Source organism: Streptacidiphilus fuscans, assembly GCF_015690355.1.
In the GTDB taxonomy this organism is placed as follows: Bacteria; Actinomycetota; Actinomycetes; order Streptomycetales; family Streptomycetaceae; genus Streptacidiphilus; species Streptacidiphilus fuscans.
Window position 1 is genome coordinate 204,905 of sequence record NZ_JADPRT010000004.1, and the last position, 18,079, is coordinate 222,983.

The following is an 18,079-nucleotide window of genomic DNA, read 5'->3' on the forward strand; positions in this document are numbered from 1 at the left end:
GACGAGACGTGAGCAGCAACTCCCAGGCTTTCCAGGCCATCAAGGGCACCTACGACATCCTCCCCGCCGACGCGCCGACGGTGCTGGCCGTACGCGAGGCCTTCGCCGCGCCGCTGCGCCGCGCCGGTTACGGCTACATCGAGACGCCGGTCTTCGAGGACATCAACCTCTTCTCGCGTGGTGTCGGCGAGTCCACCGACATCGTCACCAAGGAGATGTTCGCCTTCACCACCCTGGGCGGCGAGCGCATCGCGCTGCGGCCCGAGGGCACCGCGTCCGTGCTGCGCGCGACGCTGGAGGCCAACCTGCACCGGGTCGGCAACCTGCCGGTCAAGCTCTGGTACAGCGGCTCGCAGTACCGCTACGAGAAGCCGCAGAAGGGCCGCTACCGCCAGTTCTGGCAGGTCGGCGCGGAGGCCATCGGCGCGGAGGACCCGGCGCTCGACGCCGAGTTGATCATCCTGGCCGACGACGCCTACCGCTCGCTCGGGCTGCGCAACTTCCGCATCCTGCTCAACAGTCTGGGCGACCGCGAGTGCCGTCCGGTCTACCGCGCCGCGCTCCAGGACTTCCTGCGCGGCCTGGACCTGGACGAGGACACCCGCCGCCGCGCCGAGATCAACCCGCTGCGCGTGCTGGACGACAAGCGTCCGGACGTGCAGGCGCAGCTGGTCGGCGCGCCGATGCTGGTCGACTACCTGTGCGAGGGCTGCAAGGCCTACCACGAGCAGGTCCGCGAGCTGCTGACCGCCGCGGGCGTCGCCTTCGAGGACGACCCCAAGCTGGTCCGCGGTCTCGACTACTACACTCGCACCACCTTCGAGTTCGTCCACGACGGCCTCGGCTCGCAGTCCGCGGTGGGCGGCGGCGGTCGCTACGACGGCCTGTCCGAGATGATCGGCGGCCCGGCGCTGCCGTCCGTGGGCTGGGCGCTCGGCGTGGACCGCACCGTGCTGGCGCTGGAGGCCGAGGGCATCACCCTCGACGCCCCCGCCACCACCGACGTCTTCGCCGTGCCGCTCGGCGAGCAGGCGCGTCGCGTCCTGTTCGGGACGGTGACGCAGCTGCGCCGCGAGGGCGTCTCCGCGGACATCGTCTACGGCGGCAAGGGCATCAAGGCCGCGATGAAGGCGGCGGACCGCTCCGGCGCGCGCTGGGCGATCGTCGCCGGCGATCGCGATCTCGCCGAAGGCAACGTGCAGTTGAAGGACCTCAGTACCGGTGACCAGACCCCGGTCGCCCTCGACGTTCTCGTCACCACCCTGAAGGAGAAGCTCCAGTGATCCGCACCCACGAGGCCGGCACGCTCCGCCCGGAGCACGCCGGCACCACCGTCACCCTCGCCGGCTGGGTCGCCCGCCGCCGCGACCACGGCGGCGTGGCCTTCGTCGACGTGCGGGACACCTCCGGCACCGTCCAGGTCGTCTTCCGCGACCTGGAGGCCGTGGGCGAGCTGCGCTCCGAGTGGTGCGTCAAGATCGTCGGCGAGGTCCGCGTCCGTCCCGAGGGCAACGAGAACCCGGACATCCCGACCGGTCAGGTCGAGGTCGTCGTCTCCGAGCTGACCGTGCTGTCCGAGGCTGCCGCGCTGCCGTTCCAGGTCGCCGAGTACGAGCCCGGTTCGGTCAACGAGGAGGTCCGCCTCAAGTACCGCTACCTGGACCTGCGCCGCGAGGGCCCGGCCCGCGCGCTGCGCCTGCGTTCCAAGGCCTCGCACATCATCCGCACGGTGATGGAGGAGAACGGCTTCCTCGACATCGAGACGCCGTACCTGACGCGTTCGACGCCGGAAGGCGCCCGCGACTTCCTGGTGCCGGTCCGCCTGCAGCCGGGCCACTGGTACGCGCTGCCGCAGTCGCCGCAGCTGTTCAAGCAGCTGCTGATGGTCGCCGGTATGGAGCGCTACTACCAGATCGCGCGCTGCTTCCGTGACGAGGACTTCCGCGCCGACCGCCAGCCGGAGTTCACCCAGCTCGACGTCGAGGCCTCGTTCGTCGACCAGGAGGACATCCTCAAGCTGGGCGAGGAGGTCGTCTCCCGGGTCTGGGGCGAGGTCCTGGGCTACGAGGTGCCGCTGCCGCTGCCGCGGATGACCTACGCCGACGCGATGTCCCGCTACGGCTCGGACAAGCCGGACGTCCGCTTCGACAACGAACTCACCGAGCTCACCGAGTACTTCGCGGGCACCGAGTTCCGCGTCTTCCAGGCCCCGTACGTCGGCGCCGTGGTGATGCCGGGCGGCGCGTCCCAGCCGCGCAAGCAGCTGGACGCCTGGCAGGACTGGGCGAAGGCGCGCGGCGCGCGCGGCCTCGCGTACGTCCTGATCGACGAGGAGACCGGCGAGCTGCGCGGCCCGGTCGCCAAGAACCTCAGCGAGGAGCACCTCGCCGGTCTGGCCGACGCGGTCGGCGCCAAGCCGGGCGACTGCGTCTTCTTCGCGGCGGGCAAGAAGACCGCGTCGCAGGAGCTGCTGGGTGCCGCCCGTCTGGAGATCGGCAAGCGCTGCGGCCTGATCGACGAGTCCAAGTGGGCGTTCCTCTGGGTCGTCGACTTCCCGATGTTCGAGCCGATCGAGGACGACAAGGGCGAGTTCCAGGGCTGGCACGCGGTGCACCACCCGTTCACCGCCCCGACCGCCGAGTCCATGGACACCTTCGACACCGACCCGGGCAACGCGCTCTCCAACGCGTACGACCTGGTCCTCAACGGTTCGGAGATCGGCGGCGGTTCGATCCGTATCCACCAGAAGGACGTGCAGAAGCGCGCCTTCGACGCGATCGGCCTGTCGCCCGAGGAGGCCCAGTCGCAGTTCGGCTTCCTGCTGAACGCCTTCGACTTCGGCCCGCCGCCGCACGGCGGCATCGCCCTCGGCCTGGACCGCCTCGTCGCGCTGCTGGGCGGCTACGAGACGATCCGCGACGTCATCGCCTTCCCGAAGACCTCCAACGGCGGCGACCCGCTGACCGGCGCGCCGACGGAGATCACCGCCGCGCAGCGCAAGGAAGCGGGCGTGGACGCCAAGCCGAAGCAGGCCGAGGCGTAACTCGTACTTCCAGGGGCGTGGGGGGGGGGGGGGCCGCCCCCCCCCCCCCCCCGGGGGGGGGGGGGGGGGGGGGGCGCCGCGGGGCCCGGCCCCCTGCCCGCGGGCCCCCCCCCCCCCCCCCCCCCACGCCCCTTATGCGTGTTGCAGCTGACTCGGCAGCGGCGGCTCCTGCGCCGGTGCCAGCGCGGTCTCGTCGAAGGGGAGGCGGCCGCTGAGGACGAGGCGCATGCGGTCGTGGTCGAGTTCGTGCGTCCAGTGGCCGATGACGACGGTGGCGATCGCGTTGCCCGCGAAGTTGGTGAGGGCGCGGGCCTCGGACATGAAGCGGTCGATGCCGACGATGAGGCCGACGCCGTCGACCAGGGCCGGGGCGTGGGACTGGAGGCCGCCCGCGAGGGTGGCCAGGCCGGCGCCGCTGACGCCGGCGGCGCCCTTGCTGGCGATCACCATGAAGAGCAGCAGTGAGATCTGCGATCCGATCGACATCGGCCGGTCCATCGCCTGGGCGATGAAGAGCGAGGCCATGGTCAGGTAGATGGCGGTGCCGTCCAGGTTGAAGCTGTAGCCGGTCGGGATGGTGATGCCGGTGACCGGGCGGCTCACACCCAGGTGCTCCAACTTGGCGATGACGCGCGGCAGCGCGCTCTCGCTCGACGAGGTGGAGAGGATCAGCAGGAACTCGCGGCCCAGGTAGCGCAGCAGCGAGAACACGTTGACGCCCGCGACCAGCCGCAGCACCAGGCCCAGCACGAGGAAGACGAAGATCGCGCAGGTCAGGTAGAAGCCCAGCATGACCATCAGCAGCGACTTCAGCGCCGCCCAGCCGGACGCGCCGACCACCGCCGCGATCGCGCCGAACGCGCCCACCGGCGCCGCCCACATGATCATCGACAGCACGCGGAAGACCAGCTTCTGCAGGTGCTCCACGCCGCGCAGGATCGGCGCGCCCGCCGTGCCCATCGACTGCAGCGCGAAGCCGACCAGCAGCGCGACCAGCAGGGTCTGCAGTACCTGACCGCCCGTCAATGCCGAGACCAGGGTGGTCGGGATGACGGAGAGCAGGAAGTCGCCGGTGCCCTCGCCGCCGCCCGCGGCGACCTGGGCGTGGCCCGCCTTGGCCAGGGAGTCGGTCAGGTGGAGGCCCGCGCCCGGGTTGACCAGGTTGCCGACGACCAGGCCGATCGCCAGCGCGACCGTCGACATCACCAGGAAGTAGCCGAGCGCCAGCCCGCCGACCTTGCCGACCTTGGCCGCCTTGGTCACCGAGCCGATGCCCAGCACGATGGTGGTGAAGATGACCGGGCTGATCATCATCTTGATCAGGTTCACGAAACCCGTGCCCACAGGCTTGAGTTGCAGCGCGAACGACGGCGCGGCCAGGCCCACCGCGATGCCGAGGAGCACCGCGCCGATCACGGCCAGGTAGAGGTAGTGGGTCCGTTCGCGTCTGACTGCTGCTGCGTCTGTTGCCATGAGTGCGGCTCCCTCGCCGGTCGTCGTCCCAGAACGTCGGTGTCCGGCCGGGGTGGTGGTCGGGCCGGTTGCGACGACTATGGGGGCGGGCTCGGGGAGCGTCACGCTTGCGTTCATATCGTTCACGGCACGCGCGGTACTCACCTAGCGCGTCGCCAGGCAGACTGGCCACCATGCCGCACCGGACCACGCACCACGACCTGGCCGAACCGCCCGCGCTGCGCCGCCGTCGCCGCGTCGCGCACAGCCTGGCCGGGCAGCTCTTCGCGGTGCAGGTGCTGATCGTGGCCGTCGTGGTCGCCGGGGGAGCCGTGCTCGCCTACGTGTGGACCAGCGACCGCGCGCAGCAGGCCGCCGAGCGGCAGGTCGTCGCGACGGCGCGCGCCGTCGCGGACGCGCCCAGCGTCGCGCAGGCGGTCGTCGGCCCTGATCCCACCGCAGCGCTCCAGCCGTACGCGGTGCGGGTCGGCAAGGACGCGGGCGTCGACTTCGTGACGATCATGGACATCCACGGCGTCCGCTGGACCCACCCGGACCCGGCCGAGATCGGCAAGCACTTCCTCGGGCACATCGCGCCCGCACTGGCCGGGCGCACCTTCACCGAGACGTACACCGGCACGCTCGGCCCCTCCGTCCGCGCGGTGACGCCGGTGCGGGACGCGAATGGCCGGATCGTCGCGCTGGTCAGCGTGGGCATCACCATCGAGAACCTGACCAGTCGCCTGCGCGGGGCGATCACCGGGCTGGTGCTGGTCGCCCTCGCCGCGCTGGCGCTCGGCGGCCTGGGCACCTGGCTGGCCAACCGTCGCCTGCGCCGCCACACCCACGGCATGGGCGCGGCCGAGCTCAGCCACCTCTACGAGTACCACCAGGCCACGCTGCACTCCGTGCGCGAGGGACTGGTCCTGCTCGACCGCGCCGGGACGGTCGTGCTCTGCAACGACGCCGCGCGCGAGCTGCTGGGCCTCACCGGCCCGGCGGAAGGGCGTGCGTTCGCCGAACTCGCCCTGCCGGAGCCGCTGCGGGCGGCGGTGGCCGGGCCGGAACCGGTCCGGGACCAACTGCACCTGACCGCCGACCGCGTCGTGGTGGTCAACACCTCGCCGATCGGCGACGGGTCGGGCCTCGGCACCGTGGTGACCTTCCGGGACCACACCGAACTCCAGGCGCTCAGCGGCGAGTTGGACTCGGTGCGCGGCTTCGCCGAGGCGCTCAGCGCGCAGGCGCACGAGGCCGCCAACCGGCTCCACGCCGTCGTGTCGCTGATCGAGACGGGAAGGCACCGCCAGGCGGTCGACTTCGCCACCGCCGAGCTGGAGTTGGCCCAGCAGCTCACCGACCGGGTTGTCGGCGCGATCGACGAGCCGGTGCTGGCGGCGCTGCTGCTGGGCAAGGCCGCCCAGGCCGCCGAGCGCGGCGTCGACCTGGTGCTCACGGAGGAGAGCCGGATCGACGACGCGCTCCCCGCACAGCTCAGCGCCCGGGACCTGGTCACGCTGCTCGGCAACCTGATCGACAACGCAATGGACGCCGCGATCGAGGGCACAGCCGACCACGACGGCCCGCCCACGGTCACGGTCACCGCCCGCACCGACGCCCGCGAGATGCTGCTGCGCGTCGCCGACACCGGACGCGGCATCGCGCCGGACGCCGTGGACCGGATCTTCGAACGCGGCTGGTCGACGAAGCCTTCCGGCGAGCCGGGCGAGTCCGGGCAGTTGGTCGGTCGGGGGATCGGCCTGGCGCTGGTCGCCCAGGCCGCGCGGCGCAACGGCGGCAGCGTCGAGGTCGGAAGCGGGCGCGGCGCGGTGCTGACCGTGCGGATCCCGTTGCAGCGGGCCGCCGAAAACGAGGTAGCGCGCGAGGGAGTGGGTGCGCGGTGATCGACGTGCTGGTCGTCGAGGACGACCCGGTCGCGGCCGGGGCGCATGCCCGCTACGTCGAGCGCGCCCCCGGCTTCCGCTGCGCGGGCGTCGCGCACAGCGTGGCGGAGGCGCTGCGCTTCCTGGAACGCGGGCGGGGGACGGATGCGCCCGTCACGCTGATGCTTCTCGACCTGTATCTCCCGGACGGGCACGGGCTGGAGCTGGTCCGTGGCATCCGCGCGGCCGGGCACGGTGCCGACATCATCGCGGTCACCTCGGCGCGCGACCTGGCGACCGTGCGGCGCGCGGTGTCGATCGGGGTGGTGCAGTATCTGCTGAAGCCCTTCGCGGCCGCCACGCTCCAGGACCGGCTGGCCCGTTACGCCCGCTACCGCGCCAGCCTGGAGCGCGGGGGAGAGGCGCTGGGCCAGGACGAGGTGGACCAGGCCTTCGCCGAACTCCGCTCGCCACGTGGGACGACGCTGCCGAAGGGCCTGACCACGCCCACGCTGGAGGCCGTCGCCTCGGTGATCCGCGCGGCCGACGCGGGCCTGTCGGCGGCGGCCGTCGGCACGGCGGCGGGCGTCTCGCGGATCACCGCCCGGCGGTATCTGGAACACCTGGTCGAGACCGGCCGGGCCCGACGCGAACCGCAGTACGGCCAGGTCGGGCGGCCGGAGTTGGTCTACCGCTGGTGCTGACGGTGTTGATGCACCGTCAGCACCGTCAGATTGCCGCGAACGGCCCTCCGCTGCCGAACGCCGAGCGGGCGAAGTTCTCGGCGATGCGTCGGTGCCCGGCCGGATCTGGGTGGATCGCGTCGGGCAGTGGGAACGCGTCGTAGTCCGCCGGGCCGTAGAGCGAGCGACCGTCCAGGTGGTGCAGGTTCGGGTCGTCGGCGGCCCGCTCGGCGACGATCCGGGCCAGCTCCGCGCGGATCGTCGCCAGCGTCAGCCGCCCGGCGGCGCGCTCGGCGGGGTCGCCGGTCGCCTTGAAGCGCAGCGTGCCGGTGGAGAAGTCGGGCGCGAGCGGCCCCGGCGTGTCCTCCTGCACCGGGCAGAAGATCGGCGAGACCACCAGCAACGGCGTGGTCGGATGGCCGTCGCGGATGGTGTCGAGGAACCCGTGCACGGCCGGACCGAACGCGCGCAGCCGCATCACGTCGGCGTTGACCACGTTGATGCCGATCTTCAGGCTGACCAGGTCGGCCGGGGTGTCGCGCATCGTCCTGGCGACGAACGGATCGAGCAGCGCGCTCCCGCCGAAGCCCAGGTTGACCAGCTCCACCTGGCCGGTGGCGGCGGCCAGGGCGGGCCAGATGGCGGTGGGGCTCGCCGCGTTCGAACCGTGGCTGATCGAACTGCCGTGGTGCAGCCAGCGCTTGCGGTCGCTCACCGGCTCGGGCGCGACGGGCGCGTCGGTGCGCAGAGTGAGCAGCTCGGCCGTCTCGTTGTGCGGCAGCCAGATCTCGACGGCCTTCTCGCGCGCCGGCAGGTCTGCGAAGCGCGCGACACCGGAAGGGCCGTCCTGGAGCTCGACGCTGCCGGTCGCCATGTCGACAAGGAGCGTCCGGCCGCCCGTGACGACGGCCTGCGCGGTCAACGCGCCGTCGACGAGCAGGTCGTAGACGCCGTCGACCGGAGCGGGCAGGCCCGGGTAGGCGCGTTTGGTGGGGACGGTCTCCAGCTCGACGGTGGTCGCGGCGGTGCGGAACGTCAGCCGCACACCGGAGGGTTGGGCCTCGACCATGGCGAACTGCGCGTCGGGCAGCCGTCGTCGGGCCCACGCCGGGAGCCGGTGCGGCAGGAGCCCGCCCTGCGCGGTGGTCTCGACGTCGAGATGGCCGCGCAGCAGGTCCTCGGTGACGGGGGTGGTGATCAGGGTCGGGTTGCTCATGGTCTCTTCGGTCCTCGCTGGATCTGCTGCATCTGCTGCAACTCAGGAAGCGCGGTCGCTCTCGGGGGCGGCGCCACGGGCGCGGAGCATGGCGTCGAGTGAGTCGACGGTCCAGGCCCACGACTCCTCCGCGGCGACGGGGGTGTGGCTGAAGCCGCCCGCCGTCTCCAGTTCGAGGAAGCCGTGGACCAGGCCGCCCAGCATCCGCACGGCGTGCGTCTGGTCCGGCTCGGTGAGGTGGTAGCCGCGCAGCAGGGCGCGGGTCATCTGCGCATGCCGCACGCCCGCGCTCGCCGCCGCCGTCTCCGTGTCGAGCCGGAACCGCGCGGCCTGGTAGCGGCCGGGGTGCTCGCGGGCGTACCCGCGGTAGGCGTCGGCGAACGCCGCCAGCGCGTCCCGCCCGGCGCGTCCCGCGATCGCGTCGGCGACGCGGTCCGCGAGCTCCTCCAGGGCGAGCAGCGCAATCCGCGTCCGCAGGTCGTGGGTGCTCCTGACGTGCGCGTACAGGCTGGCGGCCTTGACGTCGAAGCGCCGGGCCAACGCCGAGACGCTGACCTGGTCGAAGCCGACCTCGTCCGCCAGCTCGGCTCCCGCCCAGGTCAGTCGTTCGGGGGTGAGTCCTGCCCGGGCCATGGCCGTCCCTTCGTCCGTTCCGTCGGCTTCGCCTACATCCATCATGCATTTACCTACAGGCTATAGGCAAATGGCTTCATGCCATCGAACGTCGGGCGGGCGGAACTGTCGGTGCGCGCCGGTAGGGTCGAGACGTGGAGCCAGACCTGTTCACCGCCGCAGCCGAGGACCTGCAGACCAAGGAGCCCGGTCGTTCGCCGCTCGCGGTCCGGATGCGGCCTCGGTCGCTCGACGAGGTCGCCGGGCAGCAGCACCTGCTCAAGTCCGGCTCGCCGCTGCGTCGGCTGGTCGCGGCGACGAACGGGCCTGCGGCGACGTCGTCGGTGATCCTCTGGGGACCGCCCGGCACCGGCAAGACCACGCTGGCTTACGTGATCAGCCAGGCCACCGACAGCCGTTTCGTCGAGCTCTCGGCGATCACGGCCGGCGTCAAGGAGGTCCGCGCCGTCATCGAGGGCGCCCGCCGCGCGGTCGGGACCAGCGGCAAGGAGACCGTCCTCTTCCTCGACGAGATCCACCGCTTCTCCAAGGCCCAGCAGGACAGCCTGCTGCCGGCCGTCGAGAACCGCTGGGTGACGCTGATCGCGGCGACCACCGAGAACCCGTACTTCTCGGTGATCTCGCCGCTGCTCTCCCGCTCGCTGCTGCTGACGCTGGAGTCCCTCACCGACGACGACATCCGCGCGCTGCTGCGCCGCGCCGTCGCGGACGAGCGCGGGCTCGACGGCGCGGTCGAGCTGGCCGAGGACGCAGAGGACCACCTGGTCCGGATCGCGGGCGGCGACGCGCGCAAGGCGCTGACCTCGCTGGAGGCGGCGGCGGGCGCGGCCATCGAGCAGCACGCGGAGACGGTCACGCTGGAGCTGACCGAGACGGCCGTCAACCGCGCGGCGGTCCGCTACGACCGCGACGGCGACCAGCACTACGACGTCGCGAGCGCGCTGATCAAGTCCATCCGGGGCAGCGATGTGGACGCTGCGCTGCACTATCTCGCCCGCATGATCGAGGCGGGCGAGGACCCGCGGTTCATCGCCCGCCGGCTGATGATCTCCGCGAGCGAGGACATCGGCGTCGCCGACCCGAACGCGTTGCCGCTGGCCGTCGCAGCGGCGCAGGCCGTCGCGATGATCGGCTTCCCGGAGGCGGCGCTGACCCTCTCGCACACGGTGATCGCTCTCGCTCTGGCGCCGAAGTCCAACTCCGCGACGACGGCGATCGGGGAGGCGCTGGCCGACGTCCGCGCGGGGCTGGCGGGGCCGGTTCCGGCGCACCTTCGTGACGGGCACTACGCCGGTGCGAAGAAGCTGGGCCATGCGCAGGGGTACGTCTATCCCCACGACCTGCCGGAAGGCATCGCGGCCCAGCAGTACGCGCCGGACGCGATCCACGGCAAGCGGTACTACCGCCCGACGCGGCACGGCGGCGAGGCGCGGTACGCCGACGTCGCGGAGTGGGTACGCGGGCGGCTGGGGGGCGAAGCCCCCCAGGGGCGCGAGGAACTGCGCGAGTAACCACCCTGTGCGGATGGCCCTGTGCGTTCGGCCTGCCAGCTGCGTGCGTGGCTTGTCGCGCCCGCGCGGCGGAGCCGCACATCAACAGAGCCTCGCGCCCCTGGGTAGTGCAACTGGCTGCCTGAGTCATTGGGCCGCCCGCGCCCCGGGGGAAAGTTGCCACTGATCCCCCATGTAGACTTTCCCCAGCGAGACTCCCCGTGTTCGCGCCCGGTAGGGCGCGGCGTCACCGGCGGGGCGTCATACAGGCCGGCGTTCGTGAGGGCGGCGGCAGGAGCGTCTGCGCACCTTCGGGTGTCGCGTGCAGCCCACCACCCGTACGGGTCGGTGGGCCACTCGCGTGCAGCACTATGTGCCCGGTTCCGGGAGCGGCTGCCGACTCACCCGCGTGGTGGGACGGCTTCCCGGACCGCGAGAAGCGACCTCCTTCAACAGCGGTGAGCCAGTTACACACCGAAAGAGGTATTGGTTCATGGCGAACCAGAAGCGCCCCAAGGTCAAGATTGCCCGTGCACTGGGCATTCCGCTGACCCCGAAGTCCGTCAAGTACTTCGAGGCCCGCCCGTACCCGCCGGGGCAGCACGGCCGTGGCCGCAAGCAGAACTCGGACTACAAGGTCCGTCTGGTCGAGAAGCAGCGTCTGCGCGCCCAGTACGACCTGTCCGAGACCCAGATGGCGCGCGCGTTCGACCGCGCCCGCAAGGTCGAGGGCAAGACCGGTGAGGCGCTCGTCGCCCTGCTGGAGACCCGTCTCGACGCCCTGGTCCTGCGTTCGGGCATCGCCCGCACCATCTACCAGGCCCGTCAGATGGTCGTCCACGGCCACATCGAGGTCAACGGCCACAAGGTCAACCGCCCGTCGTTCCAGATGAAGCCCGGCTTCGTCGTGACGGTCCGCGACCGGTCCAAGGAGAAGACCCCGTTCGTCGTCGCCCGTGAGGGTGGCAACGCGGGTGAGGGTCAGACCCCGAAGTACCTCGAGGTCAACCTGAAGGCCCTGGCCTTCCGTCTGGACCGCCTGCCGCAGCGGCGTGAGGTTCCGGTCATCTGCGACGAGCAGCTCGTCGTCGAGTACTACTCGCGCTGACCCGCGAGAGGTCCTCGCAGCGCCCCCACGGCCTCACGGTCGTGGGGGCGCTGTGCTTTCCCGTACCGTGCGGCGGAAGCCGCGTCCGCCCCGGCGAGGACGCGGGCGACGACCGTGTCGAGGTCGAGCTCCGCGCCACGGGCGAAGGACGCCGCGCTCTCCTCCTCGGTGAGGCCCGCGCGGATGCGTCGCGCGCACTCGTCGTGGACGGCGGTGAAGTTGCTCGACCCGAAGAGCGGCGTGCCGACCGAGCGCCAGACCGCGCTCGCCGCACCCTGCAGCAGCGCGGCCTCGTGCAGGTCGCCCGGCTCGCCGTCGGCGCCGGGGGTGGCGGCGATCAGCGCGACCAGCTCCAGCCCGAGCACCAGGCCGACCAGGTCCCGGAAGGCGTGGTTGAGGCGGACGCACTCCCGCGCGTGCGAGAGGGCGAGCGCCGGGTCGTCGTCGGTCCACGCCGAGAGCGCGCTGGCGAACAGGCCGTACGCGTAGGCCCACTGCTCGCCGAAGCGTTCGCACTCGCCGCGCACCTTGGCCATCCAGGTCGCGGCCGTGGCCTTCTCGCCCCGGAACGAGTGGGCCAGGCCCAGCTCGAACATCCCCATCAGCACGTTGCTGTTGAGCTCGCCCAACTGGTCGTAGTGCCACAGGGCTTCGTCGAAGAGCTCGACCGCGCGGTCCAACTCGTCGCCGATCAGCGCCGCGCAGCCCTGGCGGTGCACGGCGTACGCCAGGGCCCGGTCGTCACCCGTCTCCAGCGCCTGCTGGCGGCACTCCTCCAACACCGGCAGCGCGCGGGGGAGATCGCCCTGGAGGGTGGCCAGGTATCCGGTCACCCAGAGGGCCTTGGCACGCGCGTCGGTGGGCTCGGGAGCCAGCGCCAGCGCGCGGTCCAGCCACATCCGGCCCTCGGCCAGGTGGCCGCAGCCGATCCAGAAGTACCAGAGCGTGCCCGCGAGGAAGAGCGCCAACTGCTCCTCGCCCGGCTCGACCAGGCAGTACTCCAGCGCGGCACGCAGATTGCTGTGGGCGCGCTCGGTGCGGACGGAGGTCTCCAGCTGGCGCGGGCTGAACCACTCGACCTCGCCCCAGGTGGCCAGGCCCAGGTACCAGTCGCGGTGGCGGCGTTGCAGCTGCAGCTCGGTGGCGGAGTCGTGGAGCCACTGCGCGCCGTACTCGCGCAGGGTGTCGAGCAGCCGGTAGCGCAGCGCGCCGTCGGCGGCGCCCGGGTCGTCCTCACGCAGCACGATCGACTTGGCGACCAGCTCCGACAGCAGGTCGAGCACGTCCTCGGCGGGCAGGTCGGGGCCGGCGCAGACGTACTCCACGGCCTCCAGGTCGAACGCGCCGACGAAGACCGAGAGCCGGGCCCAGAGCAACCGCTCGTGCGGCGTGCACAGTTCGTGGCTCCAGCCGATCGCGGTGCGCAGCGTCTGGTGCCGGGGGAGCGCCGTGCGGCAGCCGCCGGTCAGCACCCGGAACCGGTCGTCCAACCGCTGGGTGATCTGCTCGACGGACAGCACGCGGAGCCGCCCGGCGGCCAGCTCCAGCGCCAGCGGGATGCCGTCCAGCCGCTGGCAGAGCGTGGCGATCGCTGCCGACGAACCCTCCGTCAGCCGGAAGGTGGGCAGCACGGCCGCGGCCCGCTGCGCGAAGAGTGCGACGGCGTCCGAGTGGGGTCCGTCGGCCGGGAGCGGGGCGAGCGGGAGCAGGTGCTCCCCGGCGACCTCCAGCGGCTGGCGGCTGGTGGCCAGCACGTGCAGGCCGGGAGCGGCGGCCAGCATCATGCCCACGGTGGGGGCGAGCTGCTCCACCAGGTGCTCGCAGCCGTCGAGGACCAGCAGCAGCCGACGGGAGCGCAGGAAGTCGAGCAGCACCTCGCGGACCGGCCGGGCCGTGCCGTCCGTCAGCCGCAGCGCCTCGGCGACCGTGTGGCAGAGCACCGCCGGGTCGGTGACCGTGGCGCAGTCGATGTGCCAGACGCCGTCGGGGAACCGGTGCGCGGTCATCGCGGCGGCGCGCAGGCCGACCCGGGACTTGCCGACGCCGCCGGGGCCGACCACGGTGACCAGCCGGGACATCCGCAGCAGGCGCTGCGCCTCGGCCAACTCGGTCCGTCGGCCGACGAATCCGGTGAACTCGGCGGGCAGGTTGCCGGACGAGCCTCTCTGCACGGGTCCCCCTTCGGAGGTTCGGAGGTCGGTGCCGTGGCCGGACGGGCACGGGGTCCGGTCCCCTGGACGGCCCAACGAGGTGACCAATCGGTAGGTTACGTTCCCGTGGCGGATCCTCCCAGGATGTCGCCGTTGCGGCGCGCGCCGCCGGGCCGGGTGGTAAAGGCCTGGCCCGCCAGGCCGTAATGCGGTCGGGATCGTCCCATCGGCGCGATAGGGTTTCGCAGAAGGTTTCAAGCTTGTACCGGTCGGCTGACGCAGGTCAGCCGTTGCGAGGGAGCGCCAAGGTGTCGGGTGGAGAGGTCGCGGGCCTCGTCGTCGCCGTGTTCTGGGCGGTGCTGGTCACCCTCCTCGCCGTGGTGCTGGTGCGGCTCGCCCGCGCCCTGCGCCAGGCGACCGAGCTGGTCGAGGCGGTGACCGAACGTGCGGTCCCGCTGCTCGACGAGGCGGCCGACACCCTGCGCGCCGCCAACGACCAGCTGGTCCGCGTCGACGCGATCACCGCGGACGTCCAGGACGCCGCCGCCAACGCGCACGCGCTGTCGTCGACGATGGCGGCCACCCTGGGTGGCCCGCTGGTCAAGCTCTCCGCGTTCAGCTACGGCGTCCGCAGTGCGGTGGCCAAGCAGCGGTCGGCCGGGCGGCCCGACAAGTACGTGCCGCACCAGACGGAACGCGAGATCATCGAGCGGATGGTGAAGGCCGAGGTGCAGCGGGCGACGGTGCGTCGCAACGGACTGCTGCGCCTGCTGGGCCTGGGAAGGAAGGCCTGACCGATGCGCCGGATCTTCTGGATGGCGGTAGGCGCGGGCGCCACCGTCTGGACCTTCAACAAGGCGAACCGGCTGGCCCGTTCGCTCACCCCGGGCAGCCTGGCCGAGGGCGCGGCCGTCGGCTCGCTCGAAGTCGGCCGCGCCGTCCGCAACTTCAGGGACGAGGTGCGCGCCGGCATGCTCCAGCGCGAGCTCCAGCTCAACCGCGAACTCGGCCTGGACGGCAGCGTGCTCGCCGCACCCGGCCCGGAAGGCGCGCCGGTGCTGCGTGCGGCACCGCAGCGCTCCGCACTTCCCCGCGGCCGTGCTGACGCACAGCAGGACGCATGGCAACAACCCCTGGCACTGCAGAACCCGCAACAGCCCAGCATCATCACCAGCAAGCTCGACCGGAATGAGGACCTGTAATGGAGTCGGCTGAGATCCGCCGCCGCTGGCTGCGCTTCTTCGAGGAGCGCGGCCACACCGTCGTCCCCTCGGCGTCGCTGATCGCGGACGACCCCACGCTGCTGCTGGTCAACGCCGGCATGGTGCCCTTCAAGCCCTACTTCCTGGGCGAGACCAAGCCGGACTTCTCCCGGGCCACCAGCGTGCAGAAGTGCGTCCGCACCCCGGACATCGAAGAGGTCGGCAAGACCACCCGCCACGGCACCTTCTTCCAGATGTGCGGCAACTTCTCCTTCGGCGACTACTTCAAGGAAGGGGCGATCAAGTTCGCCTGGGAGCTGCTGACCAGCTCCGTCGCCGACGGCGGCTACGGCCTCGACCCCGAGAAGCTGTGGATCACCGTCTACCTGGACGACGACGAGGCCGAGCAGATCTGGCGTGACGTCGTCGGCGTCCCCGCCGAGCGGATCCAGCGTCTGGGCAAGAAGGAGAACTTCTGGTCCATGGGCGTCCCCGGCCCCTGCGGTCCGTGCTCGGAGATCAACTACGACCGCGGCCCGGAGTTCGGCGTCGAGGGCGGCCCGGCCGTCAACGACGAGCGCTACGTGGAGATCTGGAACCTGGTCTTCATGCAGTACGAGCGCGGCGCCGGCACCGGCAAGGAGGACTTCCCGATCCTGGGCGACCTCCCGGCCAAGAACATCGACACCGGGCTCGGCCTGGAGCGCCTGGCGATGATCCTCCAGGGCGTCCAGAACATGTACGAGACGGACACCCTGCGCGTCGTCATCGACAAGGCCACCGAGCTGACCGGCGTCCGCTACGGCGCGGACCACGCCTCGGAAGTGTCGCTGCGCGTGGTCGCCGACCACATGCGCACCTCCGCCATGCTGATCGGCGACGGCGTCACCCCCGGAAACGAGGGCCGCGGCTACGTGCTGCGTCGCATCATGCGCCGCGCCATCCGCAACATGCGCCTGCTGGGCGCCCAGGGCGAGGTCGTCGAGCAGCTGCTCGACGTCGTGATCACCACCATGGGCCAGCAGTACCCGGAGCTGCTGACGGACCGTAAGCGCATCGAGACGGTCGCGCTGGCCGAGGAGACCCGCTTCCTCAAGACGCTGAAGGCCGGCACCAACATCCTGGACAGCGCCATCAGCGAGACCCGCACCGCGGGCGGCGCGGTGCTCTCCGGCGACAACGCCTTCCAGCTCCACGACACCTACGGCTTCCCGATCGACCTCACCCTGGAGATCGCCGCCGAGCAGGGCCTCTCCGTGGACGAGGACGGCTTCCGCCGTCTGATGAAGGAGCAGAAGGACAAGGCCAAGGCCGACGCGCGCGCCAAGAAGACCGGCCACGCGGACGTCGCCGCCTACCGCTCCATCGCGGACGCCTCCGGTGAGAACCAGTTCACCGGCTACGCCCACAACGAGAGCGAGGCCACCGTCGTCGGCCTGCTGGTGGACGGCGTCTCCGCGCCGGCCGCCTCCGAGGGCGACGAGGTCGAGGTCGTGCTCGACCGCACCCCGTTCTACGCCGAGGGCGGCGGTCAGCTGGCCGACCACGGCCGGATCCGCACCGAGTCGGGCGCTGTCATCGACATCCACGACGTGCAGAAGCCGGTCCCCGGCGTGATCGTGCACAAGGGCGTCGTCCAGGTCGGTGAGATCACCGTCGGCTCCGCCGTGCAGGCGACCATCGACGTGCGCCGTCGCCGGGCCATCGCCCGTGCCCACAGCGCCACCCACCTGACCCACCAGGCGCTGCGCGACGCGCTCGGCCCGACCGCCGCCCAGGCCGGTTCGGAGAACTCCCCGGGCCGCTTCCGCTTCGACTTCGGCTCGCCGACCGCCGTCCCCGGCACGGTGCTGACCGACGTCGAGCAGAAGATCAACGAGGTGCTCTCGCGCGAACTCGACGTCACCGCCGAGATCATGGGCATCGACGAGGCCAAGAAGCAGGGCGCCATCGCCGAGTTCGGTGAGAAGTACGGTGAGAAGGTCCGCGTCGTCACCATCGGCGACTTCTCCAAGGAGCTGTGCGGCGGCACCCACGTGCAGAACACCGCCCAGCTGGGCCTGGTGAAGCTGCTCGGCGAGTCCTCGATCGGCTCCGGCGTGCGTCGCGTCGAGGCGCTGGTCGGGGTGGACGCGTACAACTTCCTGGCCCGCGAGCACACCGTGGTGGCCCAGCTGACCGAGCTGGTCAAGGGCCGCCCGGAGGAGCTGCCGGAGAAGATCTCCGGCATGCTCGCCAAGCTCAAGGACGCCGAGAAGGAGATCGAGAAGTTCCGCGCCGAGAAGGTGCTCCAGGCCGCCGCCGGGCTGGCCGAGGGCGCCGAGGACGTGCGCGGCGCGGCTCTGGTCACCGGTCAGGTCCCGGACGGCACCGGCGCCGACGACCTGCGCAAGCTGGTCCTCGACGTCCGCGCCCGCGTCGGCCAGGGCGGCCGGGCTGCCGTGGTCGCGCTCTTCACCGTGGCCAACGGCCGTCCGCTGACCGTGATCGCCACCAACGAGGCCGCCCGCGAGCGCGGCATCAAGGCCGGCGAGCTGGTCCGCACCGCGGCCAAGACGCTCGGCGGCGGCGGTGGCGGCAAGGACGACGTCGCCCAGGGCGGCGGCCAGGACGCCTCCGCGGTCGGCCGGGCCGTCGAGGCGGTGCGCACCCTCGTCGCCGAGAAGGCCTGAGGCGCGTGGAGGACGGTACGTCCATGCGCCGAGGCCGCCGGATCGCCGTGGACGTCGGCGACGCCCGGATCGGGGTCGCCAGCTGCGACCCCGACGGGCTGCTGGCGACCCCGGTGGAGACGGTCCCGGCCGGTAAGAAATCACTCGGAAGACTGACGGCCATCGTCGAGGAGTACGAGGCGATCGAGGTCGTCGTGGGGCTCCCGCGCTCGCTCAGCGGGCGGGAGGGCCCGGCCGCGGCCAAGGTCCGCGAGTACGCGGGTCAGCTGGCCACCCGGGTGTACCCGGTGCCGGTGCGGCTGGTCGACGAGCGGATGACCACCGTCAGCGCGGCGGCGGGCATGCGCGCCGCAGGAGTGAAGTCGAAGCAGGGGCGCTCGCGGATCGACCAGGCGGCGGCCGTGGTCATCCTGCAGAGCGCGCTGGAGACCGAGAAAACGAGCGGAAGACCGCCAGGCGAGACGGTCCAGCCGTTGTAGAGTGACGCCCGGCTGAATGGGGGTCCGCCTGGTGGCGGACCCCTTTCGTCACACTGAGCGACCGGTGG

Annotated in this window: 14 protein-coding genes; 10 read left to right on the plus strand and 4 right to left on the minus strand. The window is 71.9% G+C overall.

Features of this window, described 5'->3' with window-relative positions:
- Positions 1 to 8: 8 nt before the first annotated feature.
- Positions 9 to 1,283 (plus strand): histidine--tRNA ligase, encoded by a 1,275-nt coding sequence (gene hisS / locus I2501_RS11560; RefSeq protein ID WP_196193824.1) that lies wholly within the window; start codon positions 9 to 11, stop codon positions 1,281 to 1,283.
- Positions 1,280 to 3,043 (plus strand): aspartate--tRNA ligase, encoded by a 1,764-nt coding sequence (gene aspS, locus I2501_RS11565; protein WP_196193825.1) that lies wholly within the window; start codon positions 1,280 to 1,282, stop codon positions 3,041 to 3,043. Before hisS ends, aspS begins: the two co-directional genes overlap by 4 nt.
- A gap of 132 nt (positions 3,044 to 3,175) precedes the next feature.
- Here aspS and I2501_RS11570 read toward each other — a convergent pair whose 3' ends face one another.
- Complete coding sequence (locus I2501_RS11570) at positions 3,176 to 4,516, minus strand: cation:dicarboxylate symporter family transporter (protein ID WP_196193826.1); 1,341 nt, start codon at positions 4,514 to 4,516, stop codon at positions 3,176 to 3,178.
- 173 nt (positions 4,517 to 4,689) lie between these two features.
- On the opposite strand from I2501_RS11570, the gene I2501_RS11575 reads away from it, so the two are divergent.
- On the plus strand, positions 4,690 to 6,399 hold the full coding sequence (locus I2501_RS11575) for an ATP-binding protein (protein ID WP_196193827.1): 1,710 nt from the start codon (positions 4,690 to 4,692) through the stop codon (positions 6,397 to 6,399).
- Entirely contained in the window at positions 6,396 to 7,082 is a 687-nt protein-coding gene (locus I2501_RS11580) for a response regulator (RefSeq protein WP_196193828.1), read from the plus strand. Before I2501_RS11575 ends, I2501_RS11580 begins: the two co-directional genes overlap by 4 nt.
- Before the next feature lie 25 nt (positions 7,083 to 7,107).
- Here I2501_RS11580 and I2501_RS11585 read toward each other — a convergent pair whose 3' ends face one another.
- Positions 7,108 to 8,277 (minus strand): GDSL-type esterase/lipase family protein, encoded by a 1,170-nt coding sequence (locus I2501_RS11585; RefSeq protein WP_196193829.1) that lies wholly within the window; start codon positions 8,275 to 8,277, stop codon positions 7,108 to 7,110.
- Between the two features lie 42 nt (positions 8,278 to 8,319).
- Positions 8,320 to 8,910, minus strand: a complete 591-nt coding sequence (locus I2501_RS11590) for a TetR/AcrR family transcriptional regulator (protein WP_196193830.1) — start codon at positions 8,908 to 8,910, stop codon at positions 8,320 to 8,322.
- 134 nt (positions 8,911 to 9,044) lie between these two features.
- Between I2501_RS11590 and I2501_RS11595 the strand changes: the two genes are divergently transcribed.
- Together I2501_RS11595 and rpsD are read left to right on the plus strand one after the other, a co-directional pair.
- Complete coding sequence (locus I2501_RS11595; protein WP_196193831.1) at positions 9,045 to 10,421, plus strand: replication-associated recombination protein A; 1,377 nt, start codon at positions 9,045 to 9,047, stop codon at positions 10,419 to 10,421.
- Positions 10,422 to 10,893: 472 nt separating this feature from the next.
- Entirely contained in the window at positions 10,894 to 11,508 is a 615-nt protein-coding gene (gene rpsD / locus I2501_RS11600; protein ID WP_196193832.1) for a 30S ribosomal protein S4, read from the plus strand.
- On the opposite strand, the gene I2501_RS11605 is transcribed toward rpsD, so the two are convergent.
- Positions 11,496 to 13,679, minus strand: a complete 2,184-nt coding sequence (locus I2501_RS11605; RefSeq protein ID WP_328806323.1) for an ATP-binding protein — start codon at positions 13,677 to 13,679, stop codon at positions 11,496 to 11,498. The genes rpsD and I2501_RS11605 overlap by 13 nt on opposite strands.
- A gap of 287 nt (positions 13,680 to 13,966) precedes the next feature.
- On the opposite strand from I2501_RS11605, the gene I2501_RS11610 reads away from it, so the two are divergent.
- The 4 genes from I2501_RS11610 to ruvX are packed head-to-tail and all read left to right on the plus strand — an operon-like array spanning position 13,967 to position 18,011.
- A complete protein-coding gene (locus I2501_RS11610) occupies positions 13,967 to 14,452 on the plus strand; it encodes a DUF948 domain-containing protein (RefSeq protein WP_196193833.1) in 486 nt (161 codons plus the stop codon).
- 3 nt (positions 14,453 to 14,455) lie between these two features.
- Positions 14,456 to 14,860, plus strand: coding sequence for a DUF6167 family protein (locus I2501_RS11615; RefSeq protein ID WP_196193834.1), 405 nt, complete (start codon positions 14,456 to 14,458; stop codon positions 14,858 to 14,860).
- Positions 14,860 to 17,532, plus strand: a complete 2,673-nt coding sequence (gene alaS / locus I2501_RS11620; protein ID WP_196193835.1) for an alanine--tRNA ligase — start codon at positions 14,860 to 14,862, stop codon at positions 17,530 to 17,532. The genes I2501_RS11615 and alaS overlap by 1 nt, the downstream gene beginning before the upstream one ends.
- Before the next feature lie 23 nt (positions 17,533 to 17,555).
- The gene (gene ruvX / locus I2501_RS11625) at positions 17,556 to 18,011 is read left to right on the plus strand and encodes a Holliday junction resolvase RuvX (protein ID WP_196193836.1); all 456 of its coding nucleotides are present in this window, start codon (positions 17,556 to 17,558) and stop codon (positions 18,009 to 18,011) included.
- The last annotated feature ends 68 nt before the right edge of the window (positions 18,012 to 18,079 follow it).